The 23,909-nt window shown below is 69.3% G+C and carries 25 protein-coding genes, 1 tRNA gene and 1 riboswitch; of the genes, 4 read left to right on the forward strand and 22 right to left on the reverse strand.

The genetic code is table 11. From position 1 onward, the window contains the following. Positions 1 to 109: 109 nt before the first annotated feature. The 5 genes from rocF to birA form a co-directional block, all read right to left on the reverse strand. Positions 110 to 1,030, reverse strand: coding sequence for an arginase (gene rocF, locus LG380_RS11695; RefSeq protein WP_225765316.1), 921 nt, complete (start codon positions 1,028 to 1,030; stop codon positions 110 to 112). A gap of 324 nt (positions 1,031 to 1,354) precedes the next feature. Continuing rightward, positions 1,355 to 1,430, reverse strand: a tRNA-Thr gene (locus tag LG380_RS11700). A gap of 37 nt (positions 1,431 to 1,467) precedes the next feature. Beyond that, on the reverse strand, positions 1,468 to 2,175 hold the full coding sequence (locus LG380_RS11705) for an SPOR domain-containing protein (RefSeq protein ID WP_225765317.1): 708 nt from the start codon (positions 2,173 to 2,175) through the stop codon (positions 1,468 to 1,470). A 9-nt stretch (positions 2,176 to 2,184) separates the two neighbouring features. After that, the gene (locus tag LG380_RS11710; protein ID WP_225765318.1) at positions 2,185 to 2,922 is read right to left on the reverse strand and encodes a type III pantothenate kinase; all 738 of its coding nucleotides are present in this window, start codon (positions 2,920 to 2,922) and stop codon (positions 2,185 to 2,187) included. Then, the gene (birA, locus tag LG380_RS11715) at positions 2,919 to 3,959 is read right to left on the reverse strand and encodes a bifunctional biotin--[acetyl-CoA-carboxylase] ligase/biotin operon repressor BirA (protein WP_318780081.1); all 1,041 of its coding nucleotides are present in this window, start codon (positions 3,957 to 3,959) and stop codon (positions 2,919 to 2,921) included. The genes LG380_RS11710 and birA overlap by 4 nt, the downstream gene beginning before the upstream one ends. A 50-nt stretch (positions 3,960 to 4,009) precedes the next feature. Between birA and LG380_RS11720 the strand changes: the two genes are divergently transcribed. Continuing rightward, positions 4,010 to 4,279, forward strand: coding sequence for a hypothetical protein (locus tag LG380_RS11720; RefSeq protein WP_225765324.1), 270 nt, complete (start codon positions 4,010 to 4,012; stop codon positions 4,277 to 4,279). Beyond that, positions 4,246 to 5,034, forward strand: coding sequence for a M90 family metallopeptidase (locus LG380_RS11725; RefSeq protein ID WP_225765326.1), 789 nt, complete (start codon positions 4,246 to 4,248; stop codon positions 5,032 to 5,034). Before LG380_RS11720 ends, LG380_RS11725 begins: the two co-directional genes overlap by 34 nt. A gap of 7 nt (positions 5,035 to 5,041) precedes the next feature. On the opposite strand, the gene LG380_RS11730 is transcribed toward LG380_RS11725, so the two are convergent. The 4 genes from LG380_RS11730 to dusA form a co-directional block, all read right to left on the reverse strand. Then, a complete protein-coding gene (locus LG380_RS11730; protein WP_225765328.1) occupies positions 5,042 to 6,466 on the reverse strand; it encodes an ATP-binding protein in 1,425 nt (474 codons plus the stop codon). Between the two features lie 21 nt (positions 6,467 to 6,487). Continuing rightward, complete coding sequence (locus tag LG380_RS11735; RefSeq protein ID WP_225765330.1) at positions 6,488 to 7,171, reverse strand: response regulator transcription factor; 684 nt, start codon at positions 7,169 to 7,171, stop codon at positions 6,488 to 6,490. A gap of 74 nt (positions 7,172 to 7,245) precedes the next feature. After that, positions 7,246 to 7,611 (reverse strand): hypothetical protein, encoded by a 366-nt coding sequence (locus LG380_RS11740; RefSeq protein ID WP_225765332.1) that lies wholly within the window; start codon positions 7,609 to 7,611, stop codon positions 7,246 to 7,248. A gap of 203 nt (positions 7,612 to 7,814) precedes the next feature. Further along, complete coding sequence (gene dusA / locus LG380_RS11745) at positions 7,815 to 8,837, reverse strand: tRNA dihydrouridine(20/20a) synthase DusA (protein WP_225765333.1); 1,023 nt, start codon at positions 8,835 to 8,837, stop codon at positions 7,815 to 7,817. A 117-nt stretch (positions 8,838 to 8,954) separates the two neighbouring features. On the opposite strand from dusA, the gene LG380_RS11750 reads away from it, so the two are divergent. Next, positions 8,955 to 9,584 carry a nicotinamidase gene (locus tag LG380_RS11750; protein WP_225765334.1) on the forward strand — a complete coding sequence of 210 codons (630 nt, stop codon included), beginning with the start codon at positions 8,955 to 8,957 and terminating at the stop codon, positions 9,582 to 9,584. Positions 9,585 to 9,634: 50 nt separating this feature from the next. Here the strand turns inward: LG380_RS11750 and purU are convergent, their stop codons facing one another. The 12 genes from purU to LG380_RS11810 form a co-directional block, all read right to left on the reverse strand. After that, complete coding sequence (purU, locus tag LG380_RS11755) at positions 9,635 to 10,489, reverse strand: formyltetrahydrofolate deformylase (protein ID WP_225765335.1); 855 nt, start codon at positions 10,487 to 10,489, stop codon at positions 9,635 to 9,637. Positions 10,490 to 10,550: 61 nt separating this feature from the next. Then, a complete protein-coding gene (locus LG380_RS11760; RefSeq protein ID WP_225766588.1) occupies positions 10,551 to 10,739 on the reverse strand; it encodes a DUF2798 domain-containing protein in 189 nt (62 codons plus the stop codon). Positions 10,740 to 10,802: 63 nt separating this feature from the next. Beyond that, a complete protein-coding gene (locus LG380_RS11765; protein ID WP_225765336.1) occupies positions 10,803 to 11,930 on the reverse strand; it encodes an NADH:flavin oxidoreductase/NADH oxidase in 1,128 nt (375 codons plus the stop codon). Positions 11,931 to 11,991: 61 nt separating this feature from the next. Continuing rightward, positions 11,992 to 12,828, reverse strand: coding sequence for an NAD-dependent protein deacetylase (locus LG380_RS11770; protein ID WP_263973782.1), 837 nt, complete (start codon positions 12,826 to 12,828; stop codon positions 11,992 to 11,994). 23 nt (positions 12,829 to 12,851) lie between these two features. Beyond that, positions 12,852 to 13,253 carry an acyl-CoA thioesterase gene (locus LG380_RS11775; RefSeq protein ID WP_225765338.1) on the reverse strand — a complete coding sequence of 134 codons (402 nt, stop codon included), beginning with the start codon at positions 13,251 to 13,253 and terminating at the stop codon, positions 12,852 to 12,854. A gap of 133 nt (positions 13,254 to 13,386) precedes the next feature. After that, entirely contained in the window at positions 13,387 to 14,406 is a 1,020-nt protein-coding gene (locus LG380_RS11780) for a ribonucleotide-diphosphate reductase subunit beta (RefSeq protein ID WP_225765339.1), read from the reverse strand. Between the two features lie 40 nt (positions 14,407 to 14,446). Then, positions 14,447 to 14,671 (reverse strand): hypothetical protein, encoded by a 225-nt coding sequence (locus LG380_RS11785; protein ID WP_225765340.1) that lies wholly within the window; start codon positions 14,669 to 14,671, stop codon positions 14,447 to 14,449. Between the two features lie 67 nt (positions 14,672 to 14,738). Further along, positions 14,739 to 17,123 (reverse strand): ribonucleoside-diphosphate reductase subunit alpha, encoded by a 2,385-nt coding sequence (locus LG380_RS11790; RefSeq protein WP_225765341.1) that lies wholly within the window; start codon positions 17,121 to 17,123, stop codon positions 14,739 to 14,741. Between the two features lie 186 nt (positions 17,124 to 17,309). After that, a riboswitch (cobalamin riboswitch) is annotated at positions 17,310 to 17,534 on the reverse strand. Positions 17,535 to 17,816: 282 nt separating this feature from the next. After that, positions 17,817 to 18,140: a TfoX/Sxy family protein gene (locus tag LG380_RS11795; RefSeq protein ID WP_225765343.1), complete on the reverse strand. Its 324-nt coding sequence runs from the start codon at positions 18,138 to 18,140 to the stop codon at positions 17,817 to 17,819. 387 nt (positions 18,141 to 18,527) lie between these two features. Then, positions 18,528 to 19,349: an NAD-dependent deacylase gene (locus LG380_RS11800; RefSeq protein WP_225765345.1), complete on the reverse strand. Its 822-nt coding sequence runs from the start codon at positions 19,347 to 19,349 to the stop codon at positions 18,528 to 18,530. 34 nt (positions 19,350 to 19,383) lie between these two features. Next, positions 19,384 to 20,478: a cell division protein ZapE gene (gene zapE, locus LG380_RS11805; protein WP_225765347.1), complete on the reverse strand. Its 1,095-nt coding sequence runs from the start codon at positions 20,476 to 20,478 to the stop codon at positions 19,384 to 19,386. After that, positions 20,475 to 21,143 (reverse strand): alpha/beta hydrolase, encoded by a 669-nt coding sequence (locus LG380_RS11810; protein ID WP_225765348.1) that lies wholly within the window; start codon positions 21,141 to 21,143, stop codon positions 20,475 to 20,477. Before LG380_RS11810 ends, zapE begins: the two co-directional genes overlap by 4 nt. 67 nt (positions 21,144 to 21,210) lie before the next feature. Here LG380_RS11810 and LG380_RS11815 point away from each other — a divergent pair, with 67 nt between their 5' ends. Then, the gene (locus LG380_RS11815; protein WP_225765349.1) at positions 21,211 to 22,077 is read left to right on the forward strand and encodes an EamA family transporter; all 867 of its coding nucleotides are present in this window, start codon (positions 21,211 to 21,213) and stop codon (positions 22,075 to 22,077) included. A gap of 18 nt (positions 22,078 to 22,095) precedes the next feature. Here LG380_RS11815 and LG380_RS11820 read toward each other — a convergent pair whose 3' ends face one another. Then, entirely contained in the window at positions 22,096 to 23,817 is a 1,722-nt protein-coding gene (locus LG380_RS11820) for an ExeM/NucH family extracellular endonuclease (RefSeq protein ID WP_225765350.1), read from the reverse strand. Positions 23,818 to 23,909 lie beyond the last annotated feature (92 nt).

Below are 23,909 nucleotides of genomic sequence, written 5' to 3' on the forward strand. Positions count from 1 at the left end.
GCGGCGGCTTCCCCGGGTTATCCGGCACGGCTCGCCGTAGGTGGAGCGAATCTCGCTGCAACGGCGTGGAGCGAACGTGAACAGCATCGAGGCCCGTTCAGGCTGAGGCTCAGTCCCGCATCAGCGTGGACTTGCCGAACAGGCTTTCCACCAGGTCCACGGCCAGCTCGGCGGTGGCGTTGCGGTTGTCCAGCAGCGGGTTGAGTTCGACGATGTCCAGCGAGCCCATGCGCCCGGTGTCGGCGATCATCTCCATCACCAGCTGCGCCTCGCGGTAGTTGACCCCGCCCGGCACCGTGGTGCCCACGCCCGGGGCGATGCTGGGATCGAGGAAATCCACGTCGAAGCTGACATGCAGGTGGGTGTCGCCGTCGATGCCGTCCAGCGCCGCTTCCATCGTGCGCTTCATGCCCGCCTCGTCGATGTAGCGCATGTCGTAGACGTCGACGCGGTGTTCCTTGATCAGCCGCTTCTCTTCCGGATCCACCGAGCGGATGCCGATCTGACGCACCTGCTGCGGCGAGATCGCCGGCGCATCACCCCCAAGTTTCGTCAGCACGTCCGGGCCCAGTCCGCACAGGCAGGCCACCGGCATGCCGTGGATGTTGCCCGAGGGCGTGACGTCGGAGGTGTTGAAGTCCGAATGCGCATCCAGCCACAGCACGCGCAGGTCCTTGCCCTGCTCGCGGCACCAGCGCGCGACGGCGGTGATCGAACCCAGGCCCAGGCAGTGGTCGCCACCGAGCATGATCGGCATGCGGCCCCCGCACAGCTGCGTGTAGCTGGCTTCCATCAGCAGCCGGTTCCATTCGGCCACTTCCTGCAGGTGGCGATAGCCGCCGACCGGTGCCGTCCACGGATTGCGCGGGCCATCGAGGTTGCCGATGTCACGCACGTCCACGCCACGCGCGGCCAGGGCCTCGGGCAATCCGGCAATGCGCAGGGCCTCCGGCCCCAGGCGCGCGCCACGGTGGCCTGCGCCCACGTCGGTGGGTACGCCGATCAACGAAACAGGGGAAAACGCAGCCATCCAAGCCTCCTGCAAAGCGGCCCAGTCTAGCCAGCGTACCGCGCATGCTCCCGCCGCGCCGCAGCAGTACGCGCAGGTGTGCCATGATCCGCGCGCCCGGCGGGTGGCGAATACGCATCCACCCCAGGCCGCCAGTGTCCGTCCTCGTGACGGCGCCGGGCACCGGCAGCGAGGGCTGCCATGCGCCGCGATGCAGGACTTCCCTGCGCGGCAGGCGTCTGGCGCCAAGTGCCGCTGCCACCTCGTTGCACGCAACAAAAAACCCCGCTTTCGCGGGGTTCTGCGTGGATCGGCCATGCTGCCGGATCCATCGGATCAAGGTGGTGGTGCCGACACCCGGGTTCGAACTGGGGACCTACCGCTTACAAGGCGGTTGCTCTACCAACTGAGCTATGCCGGCAAACGCGGGAAGCAGGGCTTGCCGCGGGCTGGGCATTCTAGCGCAGGCGCGCGCAGTCCAGTGACTGATGGCCGCTGGCCCGGGCACGAGCCTGCAGCGTGGCCGGCGTGGTGCCGGCAGTGGTGGCGGCATCGATCCACCAGCGCGAACCGGCTTCACCGCCGCTGATTTCGGCCGGGAAGCCCGCGGCCACCAGCTCGGCACGCCGGCGTTCGGCACCCTCGCGGTGGCGGTACTGGCCCAGCGCAATGGCGTTGGCTTCCTCGCCCTGGCCAATGACGTAGTAGTCGCTGATGCCGGCGGCCACGATGCGGTCGACCACGGCCTGGGCCTGCGCGCGGCTGGGCGAAGCCGGCAGCATGACCCGGTAACTGCCACTGGCGGCGGTGGGCTGTTCACGCAGGCGGCCACGCGCGGAGACGCCGCCGATGCGCTGCAGCGCGGCCTGGGCGGTGTCGCGATCGGTGTACGGCCCCAGGCTCACGCAGCGCTCGCTGGTATCGGCACTTGCCGGCGCTTCCGCCTCGGCCTGCACGGCAGGTTCTTCCGACCCGGCGTTGTCGGTAACCGGTGGCTGGCCTGCCGGTTCGCCTGCAGGGGCAGATGGCAGCAGTTCCAGCGTGGCCACGCCGGCGCGCACCGCGGGTTCGTCAACCTCCACTGGCGCGTCGCCCCGGGTCATCCACCACATCGCCACGCCCACGTTGAGGACGGCCAGTACCAGGATCAGTGCACGTATCAGCATGGGTCGATCCTAGCCTTGCGCGACGGGCTGGTGCACGGCCCAGCGCGCGAGGCCGTCGAGCACCAGACTGGGGCGGAACCGCGCCTGCGGCAGCAACGGCAGCAGTGCCGGGCCGCCACCCCCGTGAAGGATCAGCTGCGGCACCTCATCCAGCACGGCCCGGGCCTGGGCCAGGCTGCGTTCGATCAGCGCCACCGCCGCGCCGTCGCAGCCGGAGGCCAGCGCATCGGCGGTGTCGTTGGCGAACTCGGCGTAGTCGCCGCCGCTTTCGGGCAGCTGCACCGCACGCGCGTGCAGGGCCAGACGCATCGTGGTCGGCGAGGCGGCGATGCGTCCGCCGCGGTGCAGGCCGTCGGCGTCGAGCAGGTCGATGGTCAGCGCGGTCCCCACCCCGGCCACCACCACCGGGGCACCGGCCTCGGCGGCAGCCAGCAGGCCGAGGAAACGATCCACGCCGAAGCGCTCGGGCCGGGCGTAGGCAATGCGCACGCCGGCGCACTCGGCGCTGGTCCGGGCCACGCGCACCTGGGCGAAGCGCGACTGCAGCACCTCCATCACCGCGGCGGTCAGTGCCGGTGCGGCAACGCTCGCCACCCAGGCCACCTCGCCGGTGGGCAGGGCCTGCAGCGCGGCGGTGGTCATGTCCTCGGCGCCGTGGGCCCAGGCCTGCACGTCGCCGGCCCGGTTGCCCTGCAGCGGCGCGAACTTGAAGCGGGAATTGCCCAGGTCGAACAGCCACTGGCTCATGCCGGCCTCACGCTGACTTCGCCGGCATGGAAGCTGCGCTCGCCGTCATCGGTGCGTACGCGCAGGGCACCGTCCTCGGCCAGCCCGCAGGCCAGCCCGTAATGCATCACGCCGCCATCCTCGACCCGAACCTGGCGCCCGGCCAGCGCATCGAGCGCGGCAAAGCGGTCGACGAATGCCGAGAGCCCGTGCTTCTCGAAAGTGGCCAGCGCCGGCAACAGCGCCGACAGCACCGCGGCGGCAACCTCGTTGCGCGATACCTCGGACCCAGCCAACGTCCACAGATCGGTCCACGGCTGGTTGATGCCCTCGGCCATCGCTGACGGCATGCGTACGTTGAGGCCCAAGCCGATCACCGCCCGCGCCGGTCCGGCGAATTCACCGCCGCCCTCCACCAGCAGGCCGCCGAGCTTGCGTTCGTCCACCACCAGGTCGTTGGGCCACTTCAGCCGGACCTGGGCAAAGCCCTGCGACTGCAGGGCCTCGGCAACCACGACCCCGGCCGCCAGGCTCAGTCCGCCCATCCGCGACAGGCCGCCGGAAAAACCGCGCAGCACCGACAGGTACAGGTGCGCGGCCAGCGGCGAGGCCCAGTGCCGGCCACGGCGTCCGCGGCCGCCGGTCTGGCGCTCGGCCAGCAGCACCTCGGCGCCGTGGGCCGGGGTCGGGCGGCGCAGCAGTTCGGTATTGGTCGAGCCCAGGCTCCAGGCGATGTCCAGCGCGGCCAGCTCGGCGTCAGCGCCGGCAGACAGGCCGTCGCCGATGCGCCTGGCCTCGAGCAGTTCCAGCGGCTGTTCCAGCCGGTAGCCGTCGCCGGCCCGGCCCTCGATGGCGATGCCGGCTGCGCGCAGACCCTGGATCCGCTTCCATACGGCCGCCCGGGTCTGGCCGAGTTCGCGCGCCAGCGCGTCACCGGACAGGCGCCCCGCCCCGAGTTTGGCCAGCAGTTCGCGATCGTCCACGGCAGGGTCCCGCCCGAATAAACGGCGGATTATGCGCCAGACCCCCGGACCGGCCCAATCGGCTTGCCAATTCATACAAAAAAGCAGGCTAGAATCGGGGTCCACCCGCCCCTCCTGGAATGACGATGCGCCGTATTGCCCATTGCCTGATCCTGTTGACGGCGCCGCTCACCGTGCAGGCCACCGAAGCGGCCTCCACCAGCCGGGGCGAGGGTTGCACCTACACGGCCAGCGACGAGCGGGGGAACGAATCGGCACCGGCCGGCCCTTCCGGCGGCGCCTCGGCCACGGCCCCGGCCAAGTCCGGCGTCGGCCACAGCGGCGGCGACGATGACCTGCTGCCGCGACTGCGCGCACCGAAATGGCATCGCTTCCTGCCGGGCATGTTCCGCTGATCCAGCGCCTGCTGGCGCGACTGCGCCGCCCGCCCACCCCGATCGACCAATCCACCTGGCTGGCCGTGCGCGGCCGCAGCCTCTGGCTGCAACGCCTGGATCGCGAGCACGACCAGCGCCTGCACCGGCTGGCCAGCCGCTTCCTCCACGAAAAGACCATCACCCCCGTCGCCGGCCTGGCGCTGGACGCGACCGAACGCGCCCTGCTGGCCGCGCTGTGCTGCCTGCCGCTGCTGGAGTTCGGTGGCGAAGGCCTGCATGGCTGGTCTGAACTGGTGGTCTACCCCGACGCCTTCCGCGTGCAGCGCAGCCATGTCGATGCCGCCGGCGTGCTGCACGAGTGGGATGACGAACTGGCCGGGGAGGCCTGGGAAGCCGGGCCGCTGATCCTGTCCTGGGCCGACGTGCAGGCCGACCTGGCCGAGCCCGACGCCGGCTTCTGCGTGGCGGTGCACGAGATGGCGCACAAGATCGACGTGCTCGATGGCGCGCTGGACGGCACGCCGCCGCTGCCGCGGGAATGGCAGATGCAGTGGGCCCGCGATTTCCAGCGGCAGTACGACGCCTTCTGCGAACAGGTCGACCGCGGCGAGGACGTCGCCATCGATGCCTATGCCGCCGAGGCGCCGGAGGAATTCTTCGCCGTGGCCAGCGAGTACCACTTCTCCGCCCCGGACCTGCTGGCCGCGCACATGCCGGAGGTGGCCGCGCACCTGCGCCGCTTCTACGGGCGCTCGCCGATGGCCACGGACTGACCGCCGCTTACAGGCTGGGCGGCAACCCGACCTCGAAACGCGCCCCCCCCAGTTCGGTGGAACGCTTGACCTGCAGTTCGCCGCGGTAGTCGCGGATCAGGTCCTGCACGATCGACAGGCCGATGCCGTGGCCCTGCACGCGCTCGTCGCCGCGCACGCCACGCTGCAGCACCTTGGCGATGTCCTCCGGCGCGATGCCCGGGCCGTCGTCGTCCACCGCCAGTTCCAGCCCGGCGCGGCGGCTGCCGGCGACCGGGCGCGAACGCACGGTCAGCAGCACGCGGCGCCTGGCCCACTTGAACGCGTTCTCCAGCAGGTTGCCCAGCAGTTCCTGCAGGTCACCTGGTTCGCCGTAGAACTTCACGCCCGGCTCGATCTCGAATTCGCACAGCACGCCCTTGGACGCGTAGACCTTCTCCAGGCCGCGCACGATTTCCTCGGCGTTGGATTCGATCGGTACCGGCGCGGAGAACAGCTTGTGGCCACTGCTGGCCGCGCGTGCCAGCTGGTAGGACACCAGGTTGTTCATGCGCTGCAGCTGCACGTCCAGCTCCTCGCGCAGCGCCGCATCGTCCGAGCCGCTGTCCAGCTGGGTACGCAGCACCGCGATCGGAGTCTTCAGGCTGTGCGCCAGATCAGCCAGGGTGTTGCGCTGGCGGTCCAGGTTCTCGCGCTCGCTCTCGATGAAGGCGTTGATGCTGGCGGTCAGCGGCTCGAGCTCGCGCGGATGCAGTTCGCTCATGCGCTCGCGTTCACCACGCTGGACCTTGGTCAGTTCGATGATCACCCGCTTGAGCGGGCGCAGGCTCCACTGCAGGACCAGGGTCTGCAGCAGCAGCAGGATCAGGCCGGTGACGCCCAGCCAGAACCACACCGCGCCACGGAACACGCGCAGCTGCGCGCCCAGCGCGCGCGAGTCTTCCATCACGTAGATCGTGTAGGGGAATTCGGCCTCGGGCAGGCCATCGCCGCCCCACACCAGGCCCAGGCCATAGCGGTAGACCTCGCCGGGGCTGCCGTCGATCTGGGTCATCGGCAGCGGGCCTTCGAACACTTCCTGGCGTGGCGCGAGGAGGCGGCCGCTGGCATCGGGCAGGATCGGCCCTTCGGCCGACATCGAATTGCCATAGCCGTTGGGCATCACCACCTGCAGGTACAGGCCGCTGCCGGGGACGTCGAAGCGCGGATCCGGCGGCTGCTCGCGGATATACAGCGAGCGGTCGCGGGTGAAGTCGATGCCACCGGCATAGGCGGTGGCATAGTTCTTCAGGCGTTCGCGCAGGTTGGCGCGGGCGGTGTCGGCAAACGCGGCATCAAGCGCATAGCCGGCCAGTGCCAGGAACGCGACCAGACCGAGCGAGGCGGCCAGCAGCTGGCGCGCCTGCAGTGAACGCGGCCGCCAGCGGGGAATGAACCAGAAACGGCCGCGCACGCCTTACACGCCTGACGGCGCTCAGCCCTCGTTGCGCGGGATCGCGAAGCGGTAGCCGCGACCGCGGACGGTCTCGATCGGCTTCAGTTCGCCGTCCGGATCCAGCTTCTTGCGCAGGCGGCCGATGAAGACTTCCAGCACGTTGGAGTCGCGGTCGAAGTCCTGCTGGTAGATGTGCTCGGTCAGGTCGGCCTTCGAGACCAGCTCGCCGGCGTGCATCATCAGGTACTCGAGCACCTTGTACTCGTAGCTGGTCAGGTCGACGTTGCTGCCGTGGACGCTGACGGTCTGCGCGGCCAGGTCGAGCGCGACGGGACCGCACTCCAGGGTCGGCTTGGACCAGCCGGCGGCGCGGCGCAGCAGCGCGTTGACGCGCGCCAGCAGCTCTTCCACGTGGAACGGCTTGACCAGGTAATCGTCGGCGCCCTGCTTGAGGCCCTCGACCTTGTCCTGCCAGCTCGAACGCGCGGTCAGGATCAGCACCGGAAACTTCTTGCCTTCATCGCGCAGCGCGCGGATCAGTTCCATGCCCGACATCTTGGGCAGGCCGAGGTCGATGATGCCCACGTCGAAAGGCACTTCGCGGCCCATGTACAGGCCTTCCTCACCGTCCTGGGCGGCATCCACCGCAAAACCTTCGCGCTTCAGACGGGCTGCCAGGGTTTCCCGCAGCGGGGCTTCGTCTTCGACCAGCAGGATACGCATGAACTCTCCCTAGTTTCTCTGGGCCGGCGTGCTGCCAGCCGTGTATTCACATTGACCCGGACGAATATCGAAGATCAGGGGTTATCGCCGTGTCGTGATGCTTCCCGCGGCGTACGCGGCTGGCTACGGCTGGGCGACGGGTCATCCATGTAGCGGACCCGGCCGCGATCATCCATGTACTTGACCCGGTTGATGTCGCGCCCGTCATAGGGAACGCGCTCGGCACCGAGGATGCGGCCACCGGTGGTGCGCTGCACGCGGCGCACCGCGTCGGACAGCGAGACATCCGAGGCCTGGGCGCGGACCGCGGCGCGGGCTTCGGAGCGGGTCATCGGGGTCGGCGGCTCCTGTGCCTCCACCCGCGCGGCGCTGCCCACGCCGAAGGCGAGGACCATCGCGGCGACAACTGGCATTCGGTGGGTGGTTACGGAAGCAAGCATCAATTCGATCCTAACGGACTGCGGCGAGACGTTCAAAAAACGTGAAGTGGAAGCCTCGGCAAACACTCCGGGGACCCCTCGAAAACGAGGCAAATTCTTGATTTACCGCGTTGAATCCGGTCTGAACCCTCTCGCGGGCGCTGGGCGCCTGTTCAGCAAGGTAACCGATCCGGCTGCCGTATTCATACAGTGCCGCGTCGCGCTCAGGCAGCCACGCGGGCGGCCTGATCCCGGGTCACCTGCAGCGCCTGTTCAACCAGCGACCAGTCCGCGCCCGGGCGGTGTGCGCCCTCGCTCAGCACTTGGCGGAAGCCGCGGCCGCCGGGCTGGCCGTGGAACAGGCCCAGCAGGTGTCTGGTGATGTGCTTGAGCGCCAGGCCTTCGGCCAGTCGCGCCTCGACGTAGGGACGCAGCTGCTGCAGCAGTTCCTCGCGCGGACGCAGCGGGCTGCCGGTCTGCGCCGCTTCCAGTGCATGCAGCACATAGGGGTCGTGGTAGGCGGCGCGGCCGAGCATGACCCCGTCCAGATGTTCAAACTGGGCCTGCGCGGTCTCGACCGAGGCGATGCCGCCATTGAGTACCACCTGCAGGTCCGGACGCTCGGCCTTGAGCCGGTAGGCCCAGTCGTAGCGCAGCGGCGGCACCTCGCGGTTTTCCTTCGGCGACAGGCCCTTGAGCCACGCGTTGCGGGCATGGACCACGAACAGGCCGCTGCCGGCGGCGGCGACACGGTCGATGAAGGCGCGGAACTGGTCGTAGTCCTTGTCCTCGTCCACCCCGAGCCGGCACTTCACCGTGACCGGGATGTCCACCGCGGCCGACATCGCGGCCACGCAATCGGCTACCAGTTCCGGCTCGCGCATCAGGCAGGCGCCAAAGCGCCCGGCCTGCACCCGGTCCGACGGGCAGCCGCAATTGAGGTTGACCTCGTCATAGCCCCAGTCGGCGGCAATGCGCGCGGCCTGCGCCAGCAGGGCCGGATCGCTGCCACCCAGTTGCAGGGCCAGCGGATGCTCGCTGGCATCGAAGCCCAGCAGGCGCTGGCGGTCGCCATGGATCACCGCATTGGCGTGGACCATCTCGGTGTACAGGCGCGCGCCCGGGGCGAGGATGCGGTGGAACATCCGGCAGTGGGTATCAGTCCAGTCCATCATCGGCGCAACGGACAGGCGCAGCGAGGCGGCGTAGCGGTCTTGGCCGGGGCTGGGGGTGCTGGACGAGGACATGCGGCGTTCGGTGGCGGGGTACGGAAGCGGCCATTATCCCCGGTTGCAGCTGTACGCCGCCGCTGCGGTGCCCGGAGCGGGCGGCTAAGCTGGCGGCTTTCCGCTTGGAGCCTGCTGATGCAACGCCTTGCCGATGATGTCGCTCTGGTCGTGGTCGACCTGCAGCCGGATTTCATGCCCGGCGGCGCCCTGCCCTGCCACGAGGGCGATGCGATCGTGCCCGGCATCGATGCCCTGCTGCGCTCGCGCCGCTACGCCACCGTGGTGGCGACCCAGGACTGGCACCCGGCCGACCATGCCTCGTTCGCCAGCCAGTACCCGGGGCGCGTGCCGTTCGGTCAGATCGAGCTGCATGGCCAGCCGCAGACGCTGTGGCCGGACCACTGCGTGGCCGGCACGCCCGGTGCGGCGCTGGATCCCCGGGTGGACTGGGACACGGCCAGCCTGGTGCTGCGCAAGGGCTCGCGGGGCGAGGTCGACTCCTACAGCGCCTTCTTCGAGAACCACGGCCCGGATGGCAGCCGCCCGGCCACCGGCCTGGCCGGCTGGCTGCGCGAGCGCGGCATCGCCGAGGTGCACGTGTGCGGGCTGGCCCGCGACTACTGCGTGCTGTGGACCGCGCAGGACGCGGCGGCGGCCGGTTTCCGGGTCCGTTTCCTGTGGGACCTGACCCGTCCGGTCACGCCCGAGGGCGACGGACCGACCCGCGCCGCACTGGCCGCGGCCGGGATCGCCATCGACGAATAGGCTGCGGCACCGGATACGGGAGCCACCTCGCTCCCGTCCTCCGGCGATCCTCAGCGGAACACCACCGTGCGGTGGCCGTTGAGCACGATACGCTGCTCGACATGGCGCCGCACCGCACGGGCCAGCACCAGCGATTCGGTATCGCTGCCCAGCTGCACCAGGTCGCGCGGGGTCATCGAATGGTCCACGCGGGCCACGTCCTGTTCGATGATCGGGCCCTCGTCCAGGTCGCTGGTCACGTAGTGAGCGGTGGCCCCGATGATCTTGACCCCGCGTGCGTGCGCCTGGTGGTACGGCTGGGCGCCCTTGAAGCTGGGCAGGAAGCTGTGGTGGATGTTGATCGCGCGGCCCGCCAGCGCTTCGCACAGCCGCGGCGAGAGGATCTGCATGTAGCGCGCCAGCACCACCAGGTCGATGCGCTCGCGCTCGACCAGGTCGATGATCTGCTGCTCCTGCGCATCGCGGTTGTCGGCGCTGACCGGCAGGTGGTTGAACGGCACGCCATAGGACGCGGCCAGCGGGCCGAAGTCGGCGTGGTTGGAGGCCACCGCGGCGATGTCGACCCTGAGCTGGCGGCTGTGCGCGCGGAACAGCAGGTCGTTGAGGCAGTGCCCCTGCTTGCTGACCAGCACCAGCAGGCGTGCGCGGCGGCGTGCGTCGTGCAGTTGCCAGTCCATCGCGAACGCCTCGCCCAGCGCGGCCATGGCCTGCTGCACCGCCTCGATGCCGGCACCGCTGCCGAGGTCGAAATGCACGCGAAGGAAGAAGCGGCCACTCTCCTCGTCGCCGTACTGCTGGGCGTCGAGGATGTTGCAGCCGGCCTCGTAGAGCACGCCGGAAACGCGGAACACGATGCCCGGGCGATCCGGGCAGGACAGGGTGAGGATGTAGTCGTGGTCGGTCATCCGGGCGAGTGTAGGCGCAGTCAATGCCGCACTGCACGATGATCCCGTCTGCAACCAATCCTCAGCCGGGCGAACGCACGCACAGCCGCACCAGCCGGGCCACCAGCGGCCGCACCAGCAGCACGCAGCCAAAGGCCATCGGCATCGCCAGCGCATAGGCCCGCAACACGCGCCCGGGCAGGCCGGCGTCGGCTCCGGTGTTGGCGGCAGTGATCACGGTGCACATCAGCAGGGCCATGATCGCCGCCATCCAGAACGCGAATACCAAGGGCGTCCAGCGGGCAGCCAGCCGCCAGTCGCCAGTCGCGCCGGCTCAACGGAACACACCGCGTGCGTCGTGCGGCTCGCAGCGCAGGTACTGCGGTGCCGGGGTCACGCTGTCGCCCAGCGCGGCGGCGGCATGCCACGGCCAGCGCGGGTCGTAGAGGATGCCGCGGGCCAGGGCCACGGCATCGGCCTGGCCCTGGGTGAGGATGGCCTCGGCCTGGGCCGGCCCGGTGATGAGGCCCACCGCGATCACCGGCATCGACACCTGCGCCCTGATCGCCTCGGCAAAGGGCACCTGGTAGCCGGGGCCGACCGGAATCTGCTGGCGCGGGTCCAACCCACCGCTGGAGACATGGATGAAATGGCAGCCGCGCGCATCGAGCACGCGCGCCAGCTCGATGCTCTGGGCCAGGTCCCAGCCGCCCTCGACCCAGTCGGTGGCCGAGATGCGCACGCCCACCGCGATGCCCGGCGACACCGCCGCGCGCACCGCGTCGAACACGCGCAGGACCAGGCGCATGCGGTTCTGCAGCGAGCCGCCGTATTCGTCGGCGCGGTCGTTGCTCAGGGGCGACAGGAACTGGTGCAGCAGGTAGCCGTGGGCGGCATGGATCTCGATCAGCTGCAGGCCCAGGCGCTCGGCGCGTCGGGCCGCGGCGACGAAGGCCTCGACCACCCCGTCGATGCCGGCCGCGTCCAGCGCCTGCGGCAGCGGATCGGAGTCGCGAAAGCCGCGCGCCGAGGCCGACACCGTCTGCCAGCCGTGTTCGTGGCCAGGGGCAACCGCACCGCCACCCTCCCACGGCCGTGCGGTCGAAGCCTTGCGCCCGGCATGGGCCAGCTGGATGCCCAGCGGCATCGGTGACCAGTGCCGCACCGATGCCAGTACCCGGGCCAACGCGGCCTCGGTAGCGTCATCCCACAGGCCCAGGTCGGCCCAGCTGATGCGTCCGCGCGGCTCCACCGCCGCCGCTTCCAGGATCAGCAGGCCGGCGCCGGACTGGGACAGCGTGCCCAGGTGCTGCGCGTGCCAGTCGGTGGCGCGGCCGTCCTCGGCCGAGTACTGGCACATCGGCGCGATGACGATGCGATTGGGCAGGGAAAGCGGGCCGAGCGACAGGGGAGTGAACAGCTGGCTCAAGACAGCACCTTGGCAGGACGTGGGGGCGTGCATTGCAGCGCGCACACGGGCACGGGGCAACCGCGCCGGTGGATCACTGTTTCGTGGCGATGCGTTACTGGACGGCGGGGGGCGCCGGCGCGGCGGCGTCGAGCAGGAAGGCCAGCGCCTGGGCGCAGTCGGCCTCGACCTTGAGCGAGAGCAGTTCGTCGGCGCGGGTGCGGCCGCGGTTGAGCGCGGCCACCGGCAGCCCGGCCCTGGCCGCGGCCTGGGCGAAGCGGAAGCCCGAATACACCATCAGCGACGAGCCCACGACCAGCATGGCGTCGGCCTGCTGCAGGTGCTGGTGCACCGCCTCCACGCGCTCGCGCGGCACGCTCTCGCCGAAGAACACCACGTCAGGCTTGAGCACGCCGCCGCACTGGCTGCACCCGGGTACGCGGAAACCGGAGAAGTCGGTTTCCAGGTCGGCATCGCCATCGGGCGCGATCCCGGCCTGCATCCTTTCCCAGCCGGGATTGGCATCGAGCAGGCGCTGCTGGAAGTCCGCGCGGTCGGTACGCGCCTCACAGCCCATGCAGCGGACGCGGTCCAGCCGGCCGTGCAGGTCGATCACCTGCCGGCTGCCGGCGGCCTGGTGCAGACGGTCCACGTTCTGGGTCAGCAGCAACTGCACGCTGCCCTGCGCTTCCAGTGCGGCCAGCGCGTGGTGGGTGGCATTGGGCCGGGCGCTACCAAAGCGCGGCCAGCCCAGCAGGCTGCGCGCCCAGTAACGCTGGCGCGTCGCAGGCTGGGCCATGAAGTCCTGGAAGTTGACCGGTTGCGGCCGCTTCCACTGGCCATCGACATCTCGGTAATCCGGGATGCCCGAATCGGTGCTGCAGCCGGCGCCGGTCAGCACCAGCAGGCGGCGGTGGCGCACGATGAATTCCCGCAGGGAATCAGCTTGCACGCCGTCGCCGCCCATCATCGGGCTCAGGCCTGGGGCAGGCGCGGCACGGCCACCGGATGGCCGGACTCGTCGAGCGCGATCATCACGAAGGTGCCGCGGGTGCAGAGCTTGCGCTCGCCGGTGTGCAGGTCCTCGGTGATCAGCTCCACTTCCACGGTCATCGAGCTGGTGCCGACCTTCACCACGCGGCCGACGGTCTCGACCATGTCACCGACGCGGATCGGCAGCTTGAAATCGACCTGGTCCGAACGGGCGGTCACCACGGTGCGACGCGAGAACCGGGCAGCGGCCAGGAACGCGGCCTTGTCCATCCACGCCAGCGCCTGGCCGCCGAACAGCGTGCCGAGGTGGTTGGTGTGGTTGGGGAACACGATCTCGGCCATGCGTACTTCAACGGGCGGATCGGACTGGGGAATGGGGGTCATGTTGGTACCAGGCGGGGGGGGTTAGCGGCGCGGATGATACGCCACGCCCCGTAACGCGGGCCTGAGCGCCACCCGGCCGATATGGCTATACGTATCGCGCCATTTCCCCCACTCCCCGCATCCATGGCCGGGTTCAGAACGCCATGTCGAAGGCGACCTCGCCCTGCACGCCGACCTGGTAGGCCGAAGGCCGGCGCTCGAAGAAGTTGGTCAGTTCCTGCACGTCCTGCAGTTCCATGAAAGGCAGCGGGTTGCGCACGTTGTACTTTTTCTCCATGCCCAGCTTGGCGAAATGGTTGTCGGCGCAGTGCTGCAGGTACTGGCGCATGTCGCGCGTTGAGATACCGGCCACGCCGCCGGACAGCACGTCCTCGGCAAACTGCACCTCGCATTCGATGGCCTCGGCCAGCATGTCGTAGACCTGCTGCTTCATTTCCTCGTCGAACAGGCCAGGCTCCTCCTCGCGCACCACGCGCACCGATTCGAAGGCGAAGTCCATGTGCGCGCTCTCGTCGCGGAACACCCAGTTGGTGCCGCTGGCCAGGCCGGGCAGCAGGCCACGCGAGCGGAAGTAGTACACGTAGGCGAAGGCGGCGAAGAAGAACAGGCCCTCGATGCAGGCGGCAAAGCAGATCTGGTTGAGCAGGAACTGGCGGCGCTGCGCGCGGGTCTCGATGCGCTTGAGGTCCTGGATCGAGTCGATCCACTTGAAGCAGAACGCGGCCTTCTTGCGGATCGAGTCGATGTTCTCCACTGCGGCGAACGCCTTGGCGCGCTGGTCCGGGTCCGGCAGGTAGTTGTCGAGCAGGGTCAGGTAGAACTGCACGTGCAGCGCTTCCTCGTAAAGCTGCCTTGACAGGTACATGCGCGCCTCGGGCGCGTTGAGGTGCTGGTACAGGTTGAGCACCAGGTTGTTGGAGACGATGGAATCGCCGGTGGCGAAAAACGCCACCAGGCGGTGGATCAGGTGCCGGTCGGCCGGGCTCATCTTGCCGTGCAGGTCGGAGATGTCGATCTGGAAGTTGATCTCCTCCACCGTCCAGGTGTTCCTGATCGCGTTGCGGTACATCTCGTAGAACTGCGGATAGCGCATCGGCCGCAGGGTCAGTTCAAAGCCGGGGTCGAGCAGCATCTGGCGGGTGTTGTTGGACATGGAAGGTTTGCTCTGTGGGCCGGCGAAGGCCGGCATGGGTTCAGCGCTCGTAGTCGTCGTGCGCGTGCTGGCTGATGTAGGTGCTCAGGCCCTGTCCGGCCTCGGCCAGCTGCTTCATCCGCGCCACCTTGCGCGGACCGGCACGGCCAAGACTGCTGTACTGGTAGGGCTCGTCGCGGTTGCGGAACTTCACGAAGATCGCGGTGTCGGTGATCCGGTAAGCCTCTACTCCCGAGTTTTCCGAACGGTTGCCGTAACGTTTCATTCCACCCTCCTGCCACTGTCCGGTACCGATTGGATCGGCACGGTACTCAGCGGCAGGTGAAGCGGCGTTACTGGCAGGCCTCGCAGGCTTCGGGGTTTTCCAGCGAACAGGCCACCGCCTGCGCTGGCGTATAGGCCGACACCGTGGTCTTGGCGATCTTCGTGGCCGGGCGCGAGCGCAGGTAGTAGGTGGTCTTGATGCCGCGCTTCCACGCGTACATGTACATCGAGGACAGCGCGCCGATGTTCGGGCTCTCCATGAACAGGTTGAGCGAGGCCGACTGGTCGATGAAGGCGCCGCGCCCGGCGGCCATGTCGATCAGCGAGCGCATCGGCAGTTCCCAGGCGGTGCGGTAGACCTGGCGCAGCGCTTCCGGAATCTGGCCGATGCCCTGGATCGAGCCGTCGGCCAGCTTGATCGCATCGCGCATTTCCGCGGTCCACAGGCCCAGGCGCTTGAGCTCCTCGACCAGGTAACGGTTGACCTGCAGGAAGTCGCCGGACAGGGTCTCGCGCTTGAACAGGTTGGACACCTGCGGCTCGACGCATTCGTAGCAGCCGGCGATGGAGGCGATGGTCGCGGTCGGGGCGATGGCCACCAGCAGCGAATTGCGCAGGCCCTGGGCCTTGATCCGCTCGCGCAGTGCATCCCAGCGCGCGGTGTCGTCCGGTACCACGTTCCAGGCGTCGAACTGCAGCTCGCCGGTGGCGGCACGGGTGTCGGCGAAGGCCGGGTGCGGGCCGCGCTCGGCGGCCAGCTCGCACGAGGTTTCCAGCGCGTGGAAATAGATTTCCTCGGCGATCCTGGCCGACAGCGCACGCGCCTCGGTCGAATCAAAGGCCAGCCGCTGGCGGAAGAACACGTCCTGCAGGCCCATGCAGCCCAGCCCGACCGGCCGCCAGCGCAGGTTGCCGCGGCGCGCGGTTTCGATCGGATAGAAGTTCAGGTCGATCACCCGGTCGAGCTGGCGCACGGCCAGGCGCACGGTCTCGGCCAGCCTGTCGAAATCGAACTTGCCGTCGGCGTCCAGGTGGTTGCCGAGGTTGATCGAGCCCAGGTTGCACACCGCGGTTTCATCGGCCGAGGTGATCTCCAGTATCTCGGTGCACAGGTTGGACAGGTGGATGACGTTGCCCGCGCGCAGGGTCTGGTTGGAGGCGCGGTTGCACTTGTCCTTGAAGGTCATCCAGCCGTTGCCGGTCTCGGCCAGGGTGCGCATCATCCGTGCGTACAGCTTGCGCGCCGGGATGGTGCGCGCTGCCTTGCCCTGCGCCTCGGCCTGCAGGTAGGCCGCCGCGAACGCGTCGCCATACAGGTCGGTCAGTTCCGGCACCACGCGCGGATCGAACAGCGACCATTCCTGGTCGGCCTCCACGCGTTGCATGAACAGGTCCGGCACCCAGTTGGCCAGGTTGAGGTTATGGGTGCGGCGCGACTCGTCGCCGGTGTTGTCGCGCAGCTCGAGGAAGTCCTCGATGTCGGCATGCCAGGTTTCCAGGTAGACGCAGGCCGCGCCCTTGCGCTTGCCGCCCTGGTTGACCGCGGCCACCGAGGAATCCAGCGTCTTCAGCCACGGCACGATGCCGTTGGAATGGCCGTTGGTGGAGCGGATCAGCGAGCCGCGCGAGCGCACCCGGGTATAGCTCACGCCGATGCCGCCGCTGAACTTGGACAGCTGGGCGATGTCGCCGTAGCGGGCATAGATCGATTCCAGCGAGTCCTGCGGCGAATCGAGCAGGAAGCACGAGGACAGCTGCTCGTGGGTGGTGCCGGCATTGAACAGCGTCGGCGAGCTGGGCAGGTAGTCGAGGTTGCCCATGCGCCGGTACAGCGCCAGCGCCTCCGGCACGTCCTCGCTCAGCGCGCAGGCGATGCGCAGGAAGAACTGCTGCGGGGTCTCGATCACCTTGCGGCTGTGCGGGTGGCGCAGCAGGTAGCGGTCATACAGCGTGCGCAGGCCGAAGTAGTCGAAGCCCAGGTCCAGCGCCGGGTCGATGGCGTCGTTGAGCTTGCGCGCATTGGTCTGCACGAAATCCAGCAGGCGCTCGTTGATCAGCCCGACCTCATGGCCGCGGGTAACCGATTGCGAAAAGGCATGGATCTCCTGGCCGGAAACTTCCTTGGCGATGAAGCGTGCCAGCAAACGCGCGGCCAGGCGGCCGTACTCCGGCTCCTCGCCAATCAGCAGCGCGGCGGTGCGGATCGACAGTTCGTCCAGTTCGGCCGTGGTGGCACCGTCGTACAGGCCGGAGATGGTGCGGGTGGCCACGCGCATCGGATCGACCGCATGCAGACCCTCGCAGCAGCGCTGCACCGCGCGCACGATCTTGTTGAGGTCGACCAGCTCGACGGCGCCGTTGCGCTTGGTCACGCTCATGGTCGTGGCCGTTGGCGGCTGGGTGAGTGCAAAGCCGGTCTCGGCCGGTTCGATGACGGCGGTTGCGTCGGTCATGGCGGTGTCCCTCATGGCGTGTAATGCACGCAGGCCCTGCCCTCGCAGGAATCCCGGGGCCGTGCTGGGCGATGAGTGTGGACAGGCGGCGTCGCAAGGACCGCGACTGCGCCGGCAGGCGCATCCACGATGCCTTCGTCACCAGCCGTCTTCCCCTCGAAGACACCGCAGCCGGCACCGCGCGTTGTGCTTCGCGCGGCTGTCGGCAGGTCTTCGGACTCATGGGCGCGGAAGGCAGCGCCTTCCTCCTACCCGCCGCTTCCCAAGGCCGGGGTGGCCTCAGTGCTGTGTGGCGGGGTCGTTCCCAATTACCGCTGCGGGGCAGTGCCGGACTGGCCAAGAGGCGTCACCGGCTTCCCTTTCAATCCCGCGGGCAGCAAACCCGCCGGAACCGACGACCACAAGATAGTGGGCAGCTCCCTCATGGTCAACACAAAATACGGTGATGGTCCGCGAATGCTTTGTGGCACAGGGATGGCAGGCGTGAGCGCCTCGACGCCACCCGGGAGACCGCCCCAACCGCTGCGCATGCTGTGCAGGATCCCCTGCCGGCCAATGCCACGCAGCAACTGTCGGTCGACCGGTCCGTGTGGCAACCGACCACGGCCTGCGCATCGATGCGTGCGGCAGTTGCCTCTGTCCGACCGGGCGTTCGACCAGTAGCGCAGTGATCGCGCCAGGGCGGATCTTCCGTCACGCCTTGGGCTTGGGCCTGGGAGCCGGCATCGCCGCGGCGGTCTGCTGCAACAACGCCTTCAACGCATCGCCGTCGTCGAGCAGTTCATCGGCCACCGGGTAGGGCTTGGCCCCCGGATAGGGCGGGCACTTCGGCAGCTCTGCCGTCAGCGCCGCGGTGACATCACTGGCCTTGACGAACAGGCTGTTGTCACAGGCGAACGCGATCACCTTGCCATCCAGGTACACGCCGTACTCGCCAAACATCTTCCGGAAGGTCAGGGCCCCGCCCAGTCCGGCCTGCTCTGCCAGGTACTCGAGGAAATCGGAACTGGTTGCCATCACCGCACTCGCCTGCCTGGTGCCGACAGACAATCTGCCATCCCGCCGCCAGCGCGGCCAGACCCATGGCCCCGGCATACAGCCGCCTGGGCGGTTGATACACACGCCGCTGCATCTGGCCCGCATCCCCCGGGGCGCGCGGACAAGCGCAACTTCCTGCCGGAGCCAACCCGGCCAGCCAACAGCGATGCTGATGGCACGCGGATGGACGACCCTGCCATGCGACCATCGCCCTCGTGCAACCAGGTGCAGGGGCTGGACCAGCTGCCAGCCTTGCTGACGTCCCACCAGGATGACCAGCCACTGCAGGTGCGGGTCAGTGGCGATGGTGTGGCGGGTGAGCGCGAAGCAAGCGTCGGCAACAGCATCCCGGTGCGCCACCCCAGGTCAGGGATCCGGTACGGATCCTTCCAGGCAGGCGAGCAGCGCCGGCAAGGCGGTTGCCGCGGTGGCCCGCCACGCCCAGTCCACCGAAGGAGCCAGCGCGGTCGGGGCGGGATTGATCTCGACCACGCGTGCACCATGGCGCCGTGCCAGCGCTGGCAGGCCGGCGGCGGGATGCACCAGGCCGGAAGTGCCGACCACCAGCATCAGCTCGCAGTCGCTGGCTGCCTGCACCGCCGCATGCCACGCATCCGCGGGCAGCGCCTCGCCAAACCAGACCACGCCCGGCCGCACCTGGCCACCGCAGTGGCCGCACACCGGTGGTGCGAGGCGCAGCGGTGTGCTGTCCGGGGCGCACGGCGCCAATGGCGCGTCATGCGGGTGTCCGCAGTCGAAGCAGCGCAGCGCGAACAGGTTGCCGTGGACATGCGCAGCCACCGTGCTGCTGGCGCGCTCGTGCAGGTCATCCACGTTCTGCGTCACCAGCGCCACACTGCCGTGCCGCGCCGCCAGGGCGGCCAGCGCGCAATGACCGGCATTGGGCTGTGCGCGCTGGACACCGGCCATGCGCCAGCGGTACCAGCCCCACACCAGTTCGCTGTCCGCGCGCCAGGCCTCGGCGGTGGCCAGTTGCTGCGGATCGAAGCGCGACCACAGGCTGTCATCGGTGCCGCGGAAGGTCGGGATGCCACTTTCGGCCGACATCCCGGCGCCGGTCACCACGCAGACGTGGCGCGCCTGCGCCAGCCATTGCGCGACCTGTGCGGCCGTATCGGCCTGCGCACTGGAAACTGTGGTTCCGTGGTGGGGTTCACGCTGGGACATGCGGCCTCCGTTGCGGGATGGGCTGGCCCACCGCTCAGCTGCGGTGCGGCGTACCCAGGTATTCGGCGCTCTGCATCTCGATCAGGCGGCTGGCGGTGCGCTCGAACGCGCCGGCCAGGCGGGTGCCCGAATACAGCAGCGGCGGTGCGTCCTGCGCGGTGCAGACCAGGTTGACCTGGCGGTCGTACAGCTCGTCGATCAGGTTGACGAAGCGGCGCGCCGCGTCCTCGTTGAGCCGGTCGAAATGCGGGATGCCACCGACCAGCACGGTGTTGAACTCGCGCGCGATCTCGATGTAGTCCGCCGGCCCGCGCGGGCCTTCGCACAATGCAGCGAAATCGAACCAGGCAATGCTCTTGCCGCGGCCGCGTACCGGGATCTTGCGACCCTCGATCTGGATGTTGCCGCCGTGCGCCTCCTCGCCGCCGCTGAGGTCCTTCCAGCGTCCGCACATCCACCCGTCGCTGCCATCGTCCAGCGGCGCGCGGTATACCGGCGAGCGGGTCAGCGCACGCATGCGGTAGTCCTCGGTGCCCTCGGCGTACAGCTCCACGCAGTACTTCTGCAGCAGGCCGATGGCCGGCAGGAAGCTGTCGCGCTGCAGGCCGTTGAGGTAGAGGTTCTCCACCGCGGTGTTGGAGGTGGTGACCAGGGTCACGCCCTCGGCGAACAGGCGCTCGAGCAGGCGCGCCAGCAGCATTGCATCGCCGATGTCGGTGACGAAGAACTCGTCCAGCACCAGCACGCGCAGGTTGTTGCGCCACTCCTGGGCGATCTTCGCCAGCGGGTCGCTCTGCCCCTGGTGTTCGCGCAGGCGCTCGTGGATGCCGCGCATGAAGCGGTGGAAGTGGGTGCGGTACTTCTGCTCGATCGGCAACCCGTCGTAGAACAGGTCGACCAGGAAGGTCTTGCCGCGGCCGACGCCGCCCCAGAAGTACAGGCCGCGCACCGGATCGGGTTTCTTCCAGAACGCCGACAGCCGGTCCAGCCACCCGTCCTGCTGCGAGTCGACCAATGCTTCGTGGATGCGGTCCAGTTCGGCCAGCGCCGCGTGCTGGGCGGGGTCGTTCTGCCAGTCGCCACGCTGCACGCCGGCCGCGTAGCGCTGGGAAGGAAGCAGTTCGCTCATGCCGCGCCCGCGCCGGGCAGCCAGGCCTTGACGCCATGGCTGACCGCGCCGCGCAGGTCGATCAGCTTGCGGTGGAAGAAGTGGCTGGTGTCGGGCATGCGCACCAGCTCCGGCTGCTGCGGCATCGTCGCCAGCCAGTCGTAGACGGCCTGCGGATCGACGATCTCGTCCTCGTCGCCCTGCACCACCAGCCACTGCGCCGGCGGCTGCAGGTTGCTGAAGTCCCAGCGGCCGGCCGGCGGCGCGATCGAGACCAGCACCTGCGGCTGCAGTTCGCCGGCCATGCGCAGCGACACGAACGCGCCGAAGCTGAAACCGGCCAGCCACATTTCATGGTCCGGCCGCTGTTCGCGCACCCAGGCCGCGACCGTGCGCAGGTCATCCTGCTCGCCGTTGCCGTGGTCGAACTCGCCGGCCGAGGCACCGACGCTGCGGAAGTTGAAGCGCACCGTGGTCACGCCAAGGTCGCGCAGCGCGCGCGCGACCATGGTCACCACCTTGTTGTGCATGGTGCCGCCCTCGGTGGACAGCGGGTGGCAGATGATGGCGGTCACCGGACGCGGCGTGGCCTCGCCCTCGGGCAGGTCGACGGCCACTTCCAGTGGGCCAACCGGCCCCTGCAGGGTGAGGGTGCCGGACTCGGTGGGGAATGCGGGGGTAGTCATGCGGCCATAATACCGGGCTGCCCTGATGGCTTCATCGCCACGCCCTCACCGAGGAACGACGTCGACCATGCATTTCCTGATCCTCAGTGTGCTGTGCTCCGTGGCGGTGTCGGTGCTGCTCAAGCTGGCGCCGCGGCGTGGCATCGACATCGCCCAGGCGGTGAGCTGGAACTACCTGGCCGCCAGCGTGCTGGCACTGTGGCTGCTCAGGCCGTCACTGGCCACGCTGCAGTCGGGCAATGCGCCGTGGCCGGCCCTGCTGGCGCTGGCGGTCGCGCTGCCCGGCATCTTCCTGGTGCTGGCGCGTGCAGTGCGCGAGGCCGGCATCGTGCGTACCGACGTCGCCCAGCGCCTGTCGCTGCTGCTGTCGCTGCTGGCGGCGTTCGCGTTGTTTGGCGAAACCCTCAATGCGCTGAAGCTGGCCGGCCTCGTCCTGGGCCTGCTGGCCATCGTCGGCATCAGCACCCGCGCCCGCCACGGTGCGGCCGGCGACGGCACGCGCAGCTGGCCGTGGCTGCTCGGGGTATGGGCGGGCTTTGCGCTGGTCGACGTGCTGCTCAAGCACGTGGCCCAGGCCGGCACGCCATCCAGCTCGGCGCTGCTGGTGAGCTTTGCGCTGGCCTTCGTCGGCATGCTGGTCTGGCAGCTGCTGCGCCACCTGCGCGGCAGCGCACGCATGCAGTGGCGCAACCTCGGCGCCGGGCTGCTGCTGGGCACGATCAACTTCGGCAACATCCTCTTTTACGTGCGCGCCCACCAGGCGCTGCCGGACAGCCCGGCGGTGGTGTTTGCCGGCATGAACATCGGCGTGGTGGTGCTGGGCGCGCTGGTCGGCACGCTGGCGTTCGCCGAGCCGCTCAACACCCGCAACCGGCTCGGCCTGGCCCTGGCGGTGGTCGCGATCGTGCTGATCGCCCTGGGCGCACGCGCCTGAGACGATCAGCAGGCAAGCTCAGCGGGCGATCCCGATCAGCAGCGGGTCGTGGTCGGAGCTGCGCCACGGGCCGGCCACGTTGCCTTCGGCATAACCCACGCTATCGGCCTCGTCGGCGTTGATGTGCCATTCGGCCGCACCGCGCAGGCGAGTGGCCATGCCCGGACTGAGCAGCGCATGGTCCAGCCGACCGGCCAGGCCACCGTAGACATAGCTGTAGGGGCGCTCGATGCCGGCCACGACGAAGGCGTCCTGCCAGCCATCGGCATGCAGCTGGCGGATCGGCGGCTCCATCGCATAGGCGTTGAAGTCACCCAGCAGCACCATGTCCTGGCTGCGGCTGCCGGTGGGATCGGTCTGCAGCCACTGGTGCAGCAGCCGCGCCGACTCGGTGCGGGTGGCCGTCCAGCAGGCCTGGCCGTCGCCCTGGTCGGCGTCGGCGCCGGTCGCGCCGGAGCAGCCCTTGGACTTGAAGTGGTTGGCCACGACCACGAACGGCTGGCCGCGACCGGCGCGGAACGCCTGGACCAGCGGCACGCGGCTGCGCTCGCCGAACGGCTCGCGCTCGAGCACGGCCGGCGTGCCGACCGGCTTCACCCGCCTGGCGCGATAGAGGATGCCCACGCGGATCGGGTTCGTGCCCGGGCCCTTGCCGGCATCGACGAAGCGCCAGTCGCCGCGCTTGCCCTCGGCCCGGTTGAGCGCGGCCACCAGCTGGGCGATGGAGGCGTCCTCGTCGTAGCCGTCGTTCTCCAGCTCCATCAGCGCGGCCACGTCCGGGTCCAGGCCACGGATGGTGTCCACCAGCTTGGCCAGCTGCGCGCGCATGGCCGCCTCGGTCTTCGCACCGCGGGCGGTCGGGAAGCCGGCACCGCGGCCATTGCCGTTGAAGAAGTTCTCCAGGTTGAACGCGGCGATGCGCACGTCGCCCTCGACCTGCGGCGCGGCCGGGCGTTCGACCGGCGGCACCGACAGCGGCGCGGTCAGCTGCAGGCGGTGCTGCCCGTCATGGCGCTGGTCGACGATGCCCTGCACACCACGCAGCTCCATGCCGGTGCGCAGTTCGCTGCCGGCAGGCAGGTAGGCCACCTGCTTCGGGTCGCGCTCGCTGCTGCCATCGTCCAGGCGCAGGCGCCGGCGCTGGTTGTCGGCCACGACCGCGGCATGCTCGTCGCTGCCCGGCACGGCGACCTCGCTCGGTTGCCACAGGCGCCCACCGAAGGCCACGACCAGTTCACCGAAGCGCGGCAGCTGGTCCTGGCCGACGAGGGTCAGCGGGGCATCAATGCGTACGTGCATGCCTTCCAGTGCCTCCCACGATTCCGGCACATCGGACAGCGCCTGCACCGGCACCGGCGCAAGCGCCGGCATCGCGGTGAAGCGTGCATCGGCCAGCGTGGTCAGCGACTGGCCGTCCTTGCCGGCAGGCTGCTCGACGACGGTGCCGGTGATGCGCCACCACTGGCCCGGCAGCAGCGACAGCTCCCCGCCCGCCTGCACGAACAGCCCATCGGAGGTCCGCGCATCGCCATCGCCGGCATCCTGCACGAACACGCCGCCCAGGCCCTGCCGCAGGTCAGCGGTGAGCATCGCTTCGACGGTGACCTGGCGGCCTTCCAGCGGGCTGCGCTCATCCGGTCCCTGCACCTGGCCGATCGGCACGACCCGGGGCGAAGCGGCAACGGTGGGCAGCGCCGCCAGGGCGATGGCAAGGGCAAGCACAGAAACGGGACGACGCATTACGGACGACTCCAGTGGTCGGAAACGACAGCGCCGCCCACAGGCGGCGCTGTTACTCGGGTGCGGCAGCTTACGCCGATCGGCGTGCCACC

It is taken from the genome of Stenotrophomonas sp. Marseille-Q4652, assembly GCF_916618915.1.
Lineage (GTDB): Bacteria > Pseudomonadota > Gammaproteobacteria > Xanthomonadales > Xanthomonadaceae > Stenotrophomonas.

Bases quoted from the DNA above. Each gene is read 5' to 3' on its own strand.
- rocF (WP_225765316.1), bottom strand. From the start codon at position 1,030: ATGGCTGCGTTTTCCCCTGTTTCGTTGATCGGCGTACCCACCGACGTG.
- LG380_RS11705 (WP_225765317.1), bottom strand. From the start codon at position 2,175: ATGCTGATACGTGCACTGATCCTGGTACTGGCCGTCCTCAACGTGGGC.
- LG380_RS11710 (WP_225765318.1), bottom strand. From the start codon at position 2,922: ATGAGCCAGTGGCTGTTCGACCTGGGCAATTCCCGCTTCAAGTTCGCG.
- birA (WP_318780081.1), bottom strand. From the start codon at position 3,959: ATGAATTGGCAAGCCGATTGGGCCGGTCCGGGGGTCTGGCGCATAATC.
- LG380_RS11720 (WP_225765324.1), top strand. From the start codon at position 4,010: ATGCGCCGTATTGCCCATTGCCTGATCCTGTTGACGGCGCCGCTCACC.
- LG380_RS11725 (WP_225765326.1), top strand. From the start codon at position 4,246: ATGGCATCGCTTCCTGCCGGGCATGTTCCGCTGATCCAGCGCCTGCTG.
- LG380_RS11735 (WP_225765330.1), bottom strand. From the start codon at position 7,171: ATGCGTATCCTGCTGGTCGAAGACGAAGCCCCGCTGCGGGAAACCCTG.
- LG380_RS11740 (WP_225765332.1), bottom strand. From the start codon at position 7,611: ATGCTTGCTTCCGTAACCACCCACCGAATGCCAGTTGTCGCCGCGATG.
- dusA (WP_225765333.1), bottom strand. From the start codon at position 8,837: ATGTCCTCGTCCAGCACCCCCAGCCCCGGCCAAGACCGCTACGCCGCC.
- LG380_RS11750 (WP_225765334.1), top strand. From the start codon at position 8,955: ATGCAACGCCTTGCCGATGATGTCGCTCTGGTCGTGGTCGACCTGCAG.
- purU (WP_225765335.1), bottom strand. From the start codon at position 10,489: ATGACCGACCACGACTACATCCTCACCCTGTCCTGCCCGGATCGCCCG.
- LG380_RS11760 (WP_225766588.1), bottom strand. From the start codon at position 10,739: ATGGCGGCGATCATGGCCCTGCTGATGTGCACCGTGATCACTGCCGCC.
- LG380_RS11765 (WP_225765336.1), bottom strand. From the start codon at position 11,930: ATGCACGCCCCCACGTCCTGCCAAGGTGCTGTCTTGAGCCAGCTGTTC.
- LG380_RS11775 (WP_225765338.1), bottom strand. From the start codon at position 13,253: ATGACCCCCATTCCCCAGTCCGATCCGCCCGTTGAAGTACGCATGGCC.
- LG380_RS11780 (WP_225765339.1), bottom strand. From the start codon at position 14,406: ATGTCCAACAACACCCGCCAGATGCTGCTCGACCCCGGCTTTGAACTG.
- LG380_RS11785 (WP_225765340.1), bottom strand. From the start codon at position 14,671: ATGAAACGTTACGGCAACCGTTCGGAAAACTCGGGAGTAGAGGCTTAC.
- LG380_RS11790 (WP_225765341.1), bottom strand. From the start codon at position 17,123: ATGACCGACGCAACCGCCGTCATCGAACCGGCCGAGACCGGCTTTGCA.
- LG380_RS11795 (WP_225765343.1), bottom strand. From the start codon at position 18,140: ATGGCAACCAGTTCCGATTTCCTCGAGTACCTGGCAGAGCAGGCCGGA.
- LG380_RS11800 (WP_225765345.1), bottom strand. From the start codon at position 19,349: ATGTCCCAGCGTGAACCCCACCACGGAACCACAGTTTCCAGTGCGCAG.
- zapE (WP_225765347.1), bottom strand. From the start codon at position 20,478: ATGAGCGAACTGCTTCCTTCCCAGCGCTACGCGGCCGGCGTGCAGCGT.
- LG380_RS11810 (WP_225765348.1), bottom strand. From the start codon at position 21,143: ATGACTACCCCCGCATTCCCCACCGAGTCCGGCACCCTCACCCTGCAG.
- LG380_RS11815 (WP_225765349.1), top strand. From the start codon at position 21,211: ATGCATTTCCTGATCCTCAGTGTGCTGTGCTCCGTGGCGGTGTCGGTG.
- LG380_RS11820 (WP_225765350.1), bottom strand. From the start codon at position 23,817: ATGCGTCGTCCCGTTTCTGTGCTTGCCCTTGCCATCGCCCTGGCGGCG.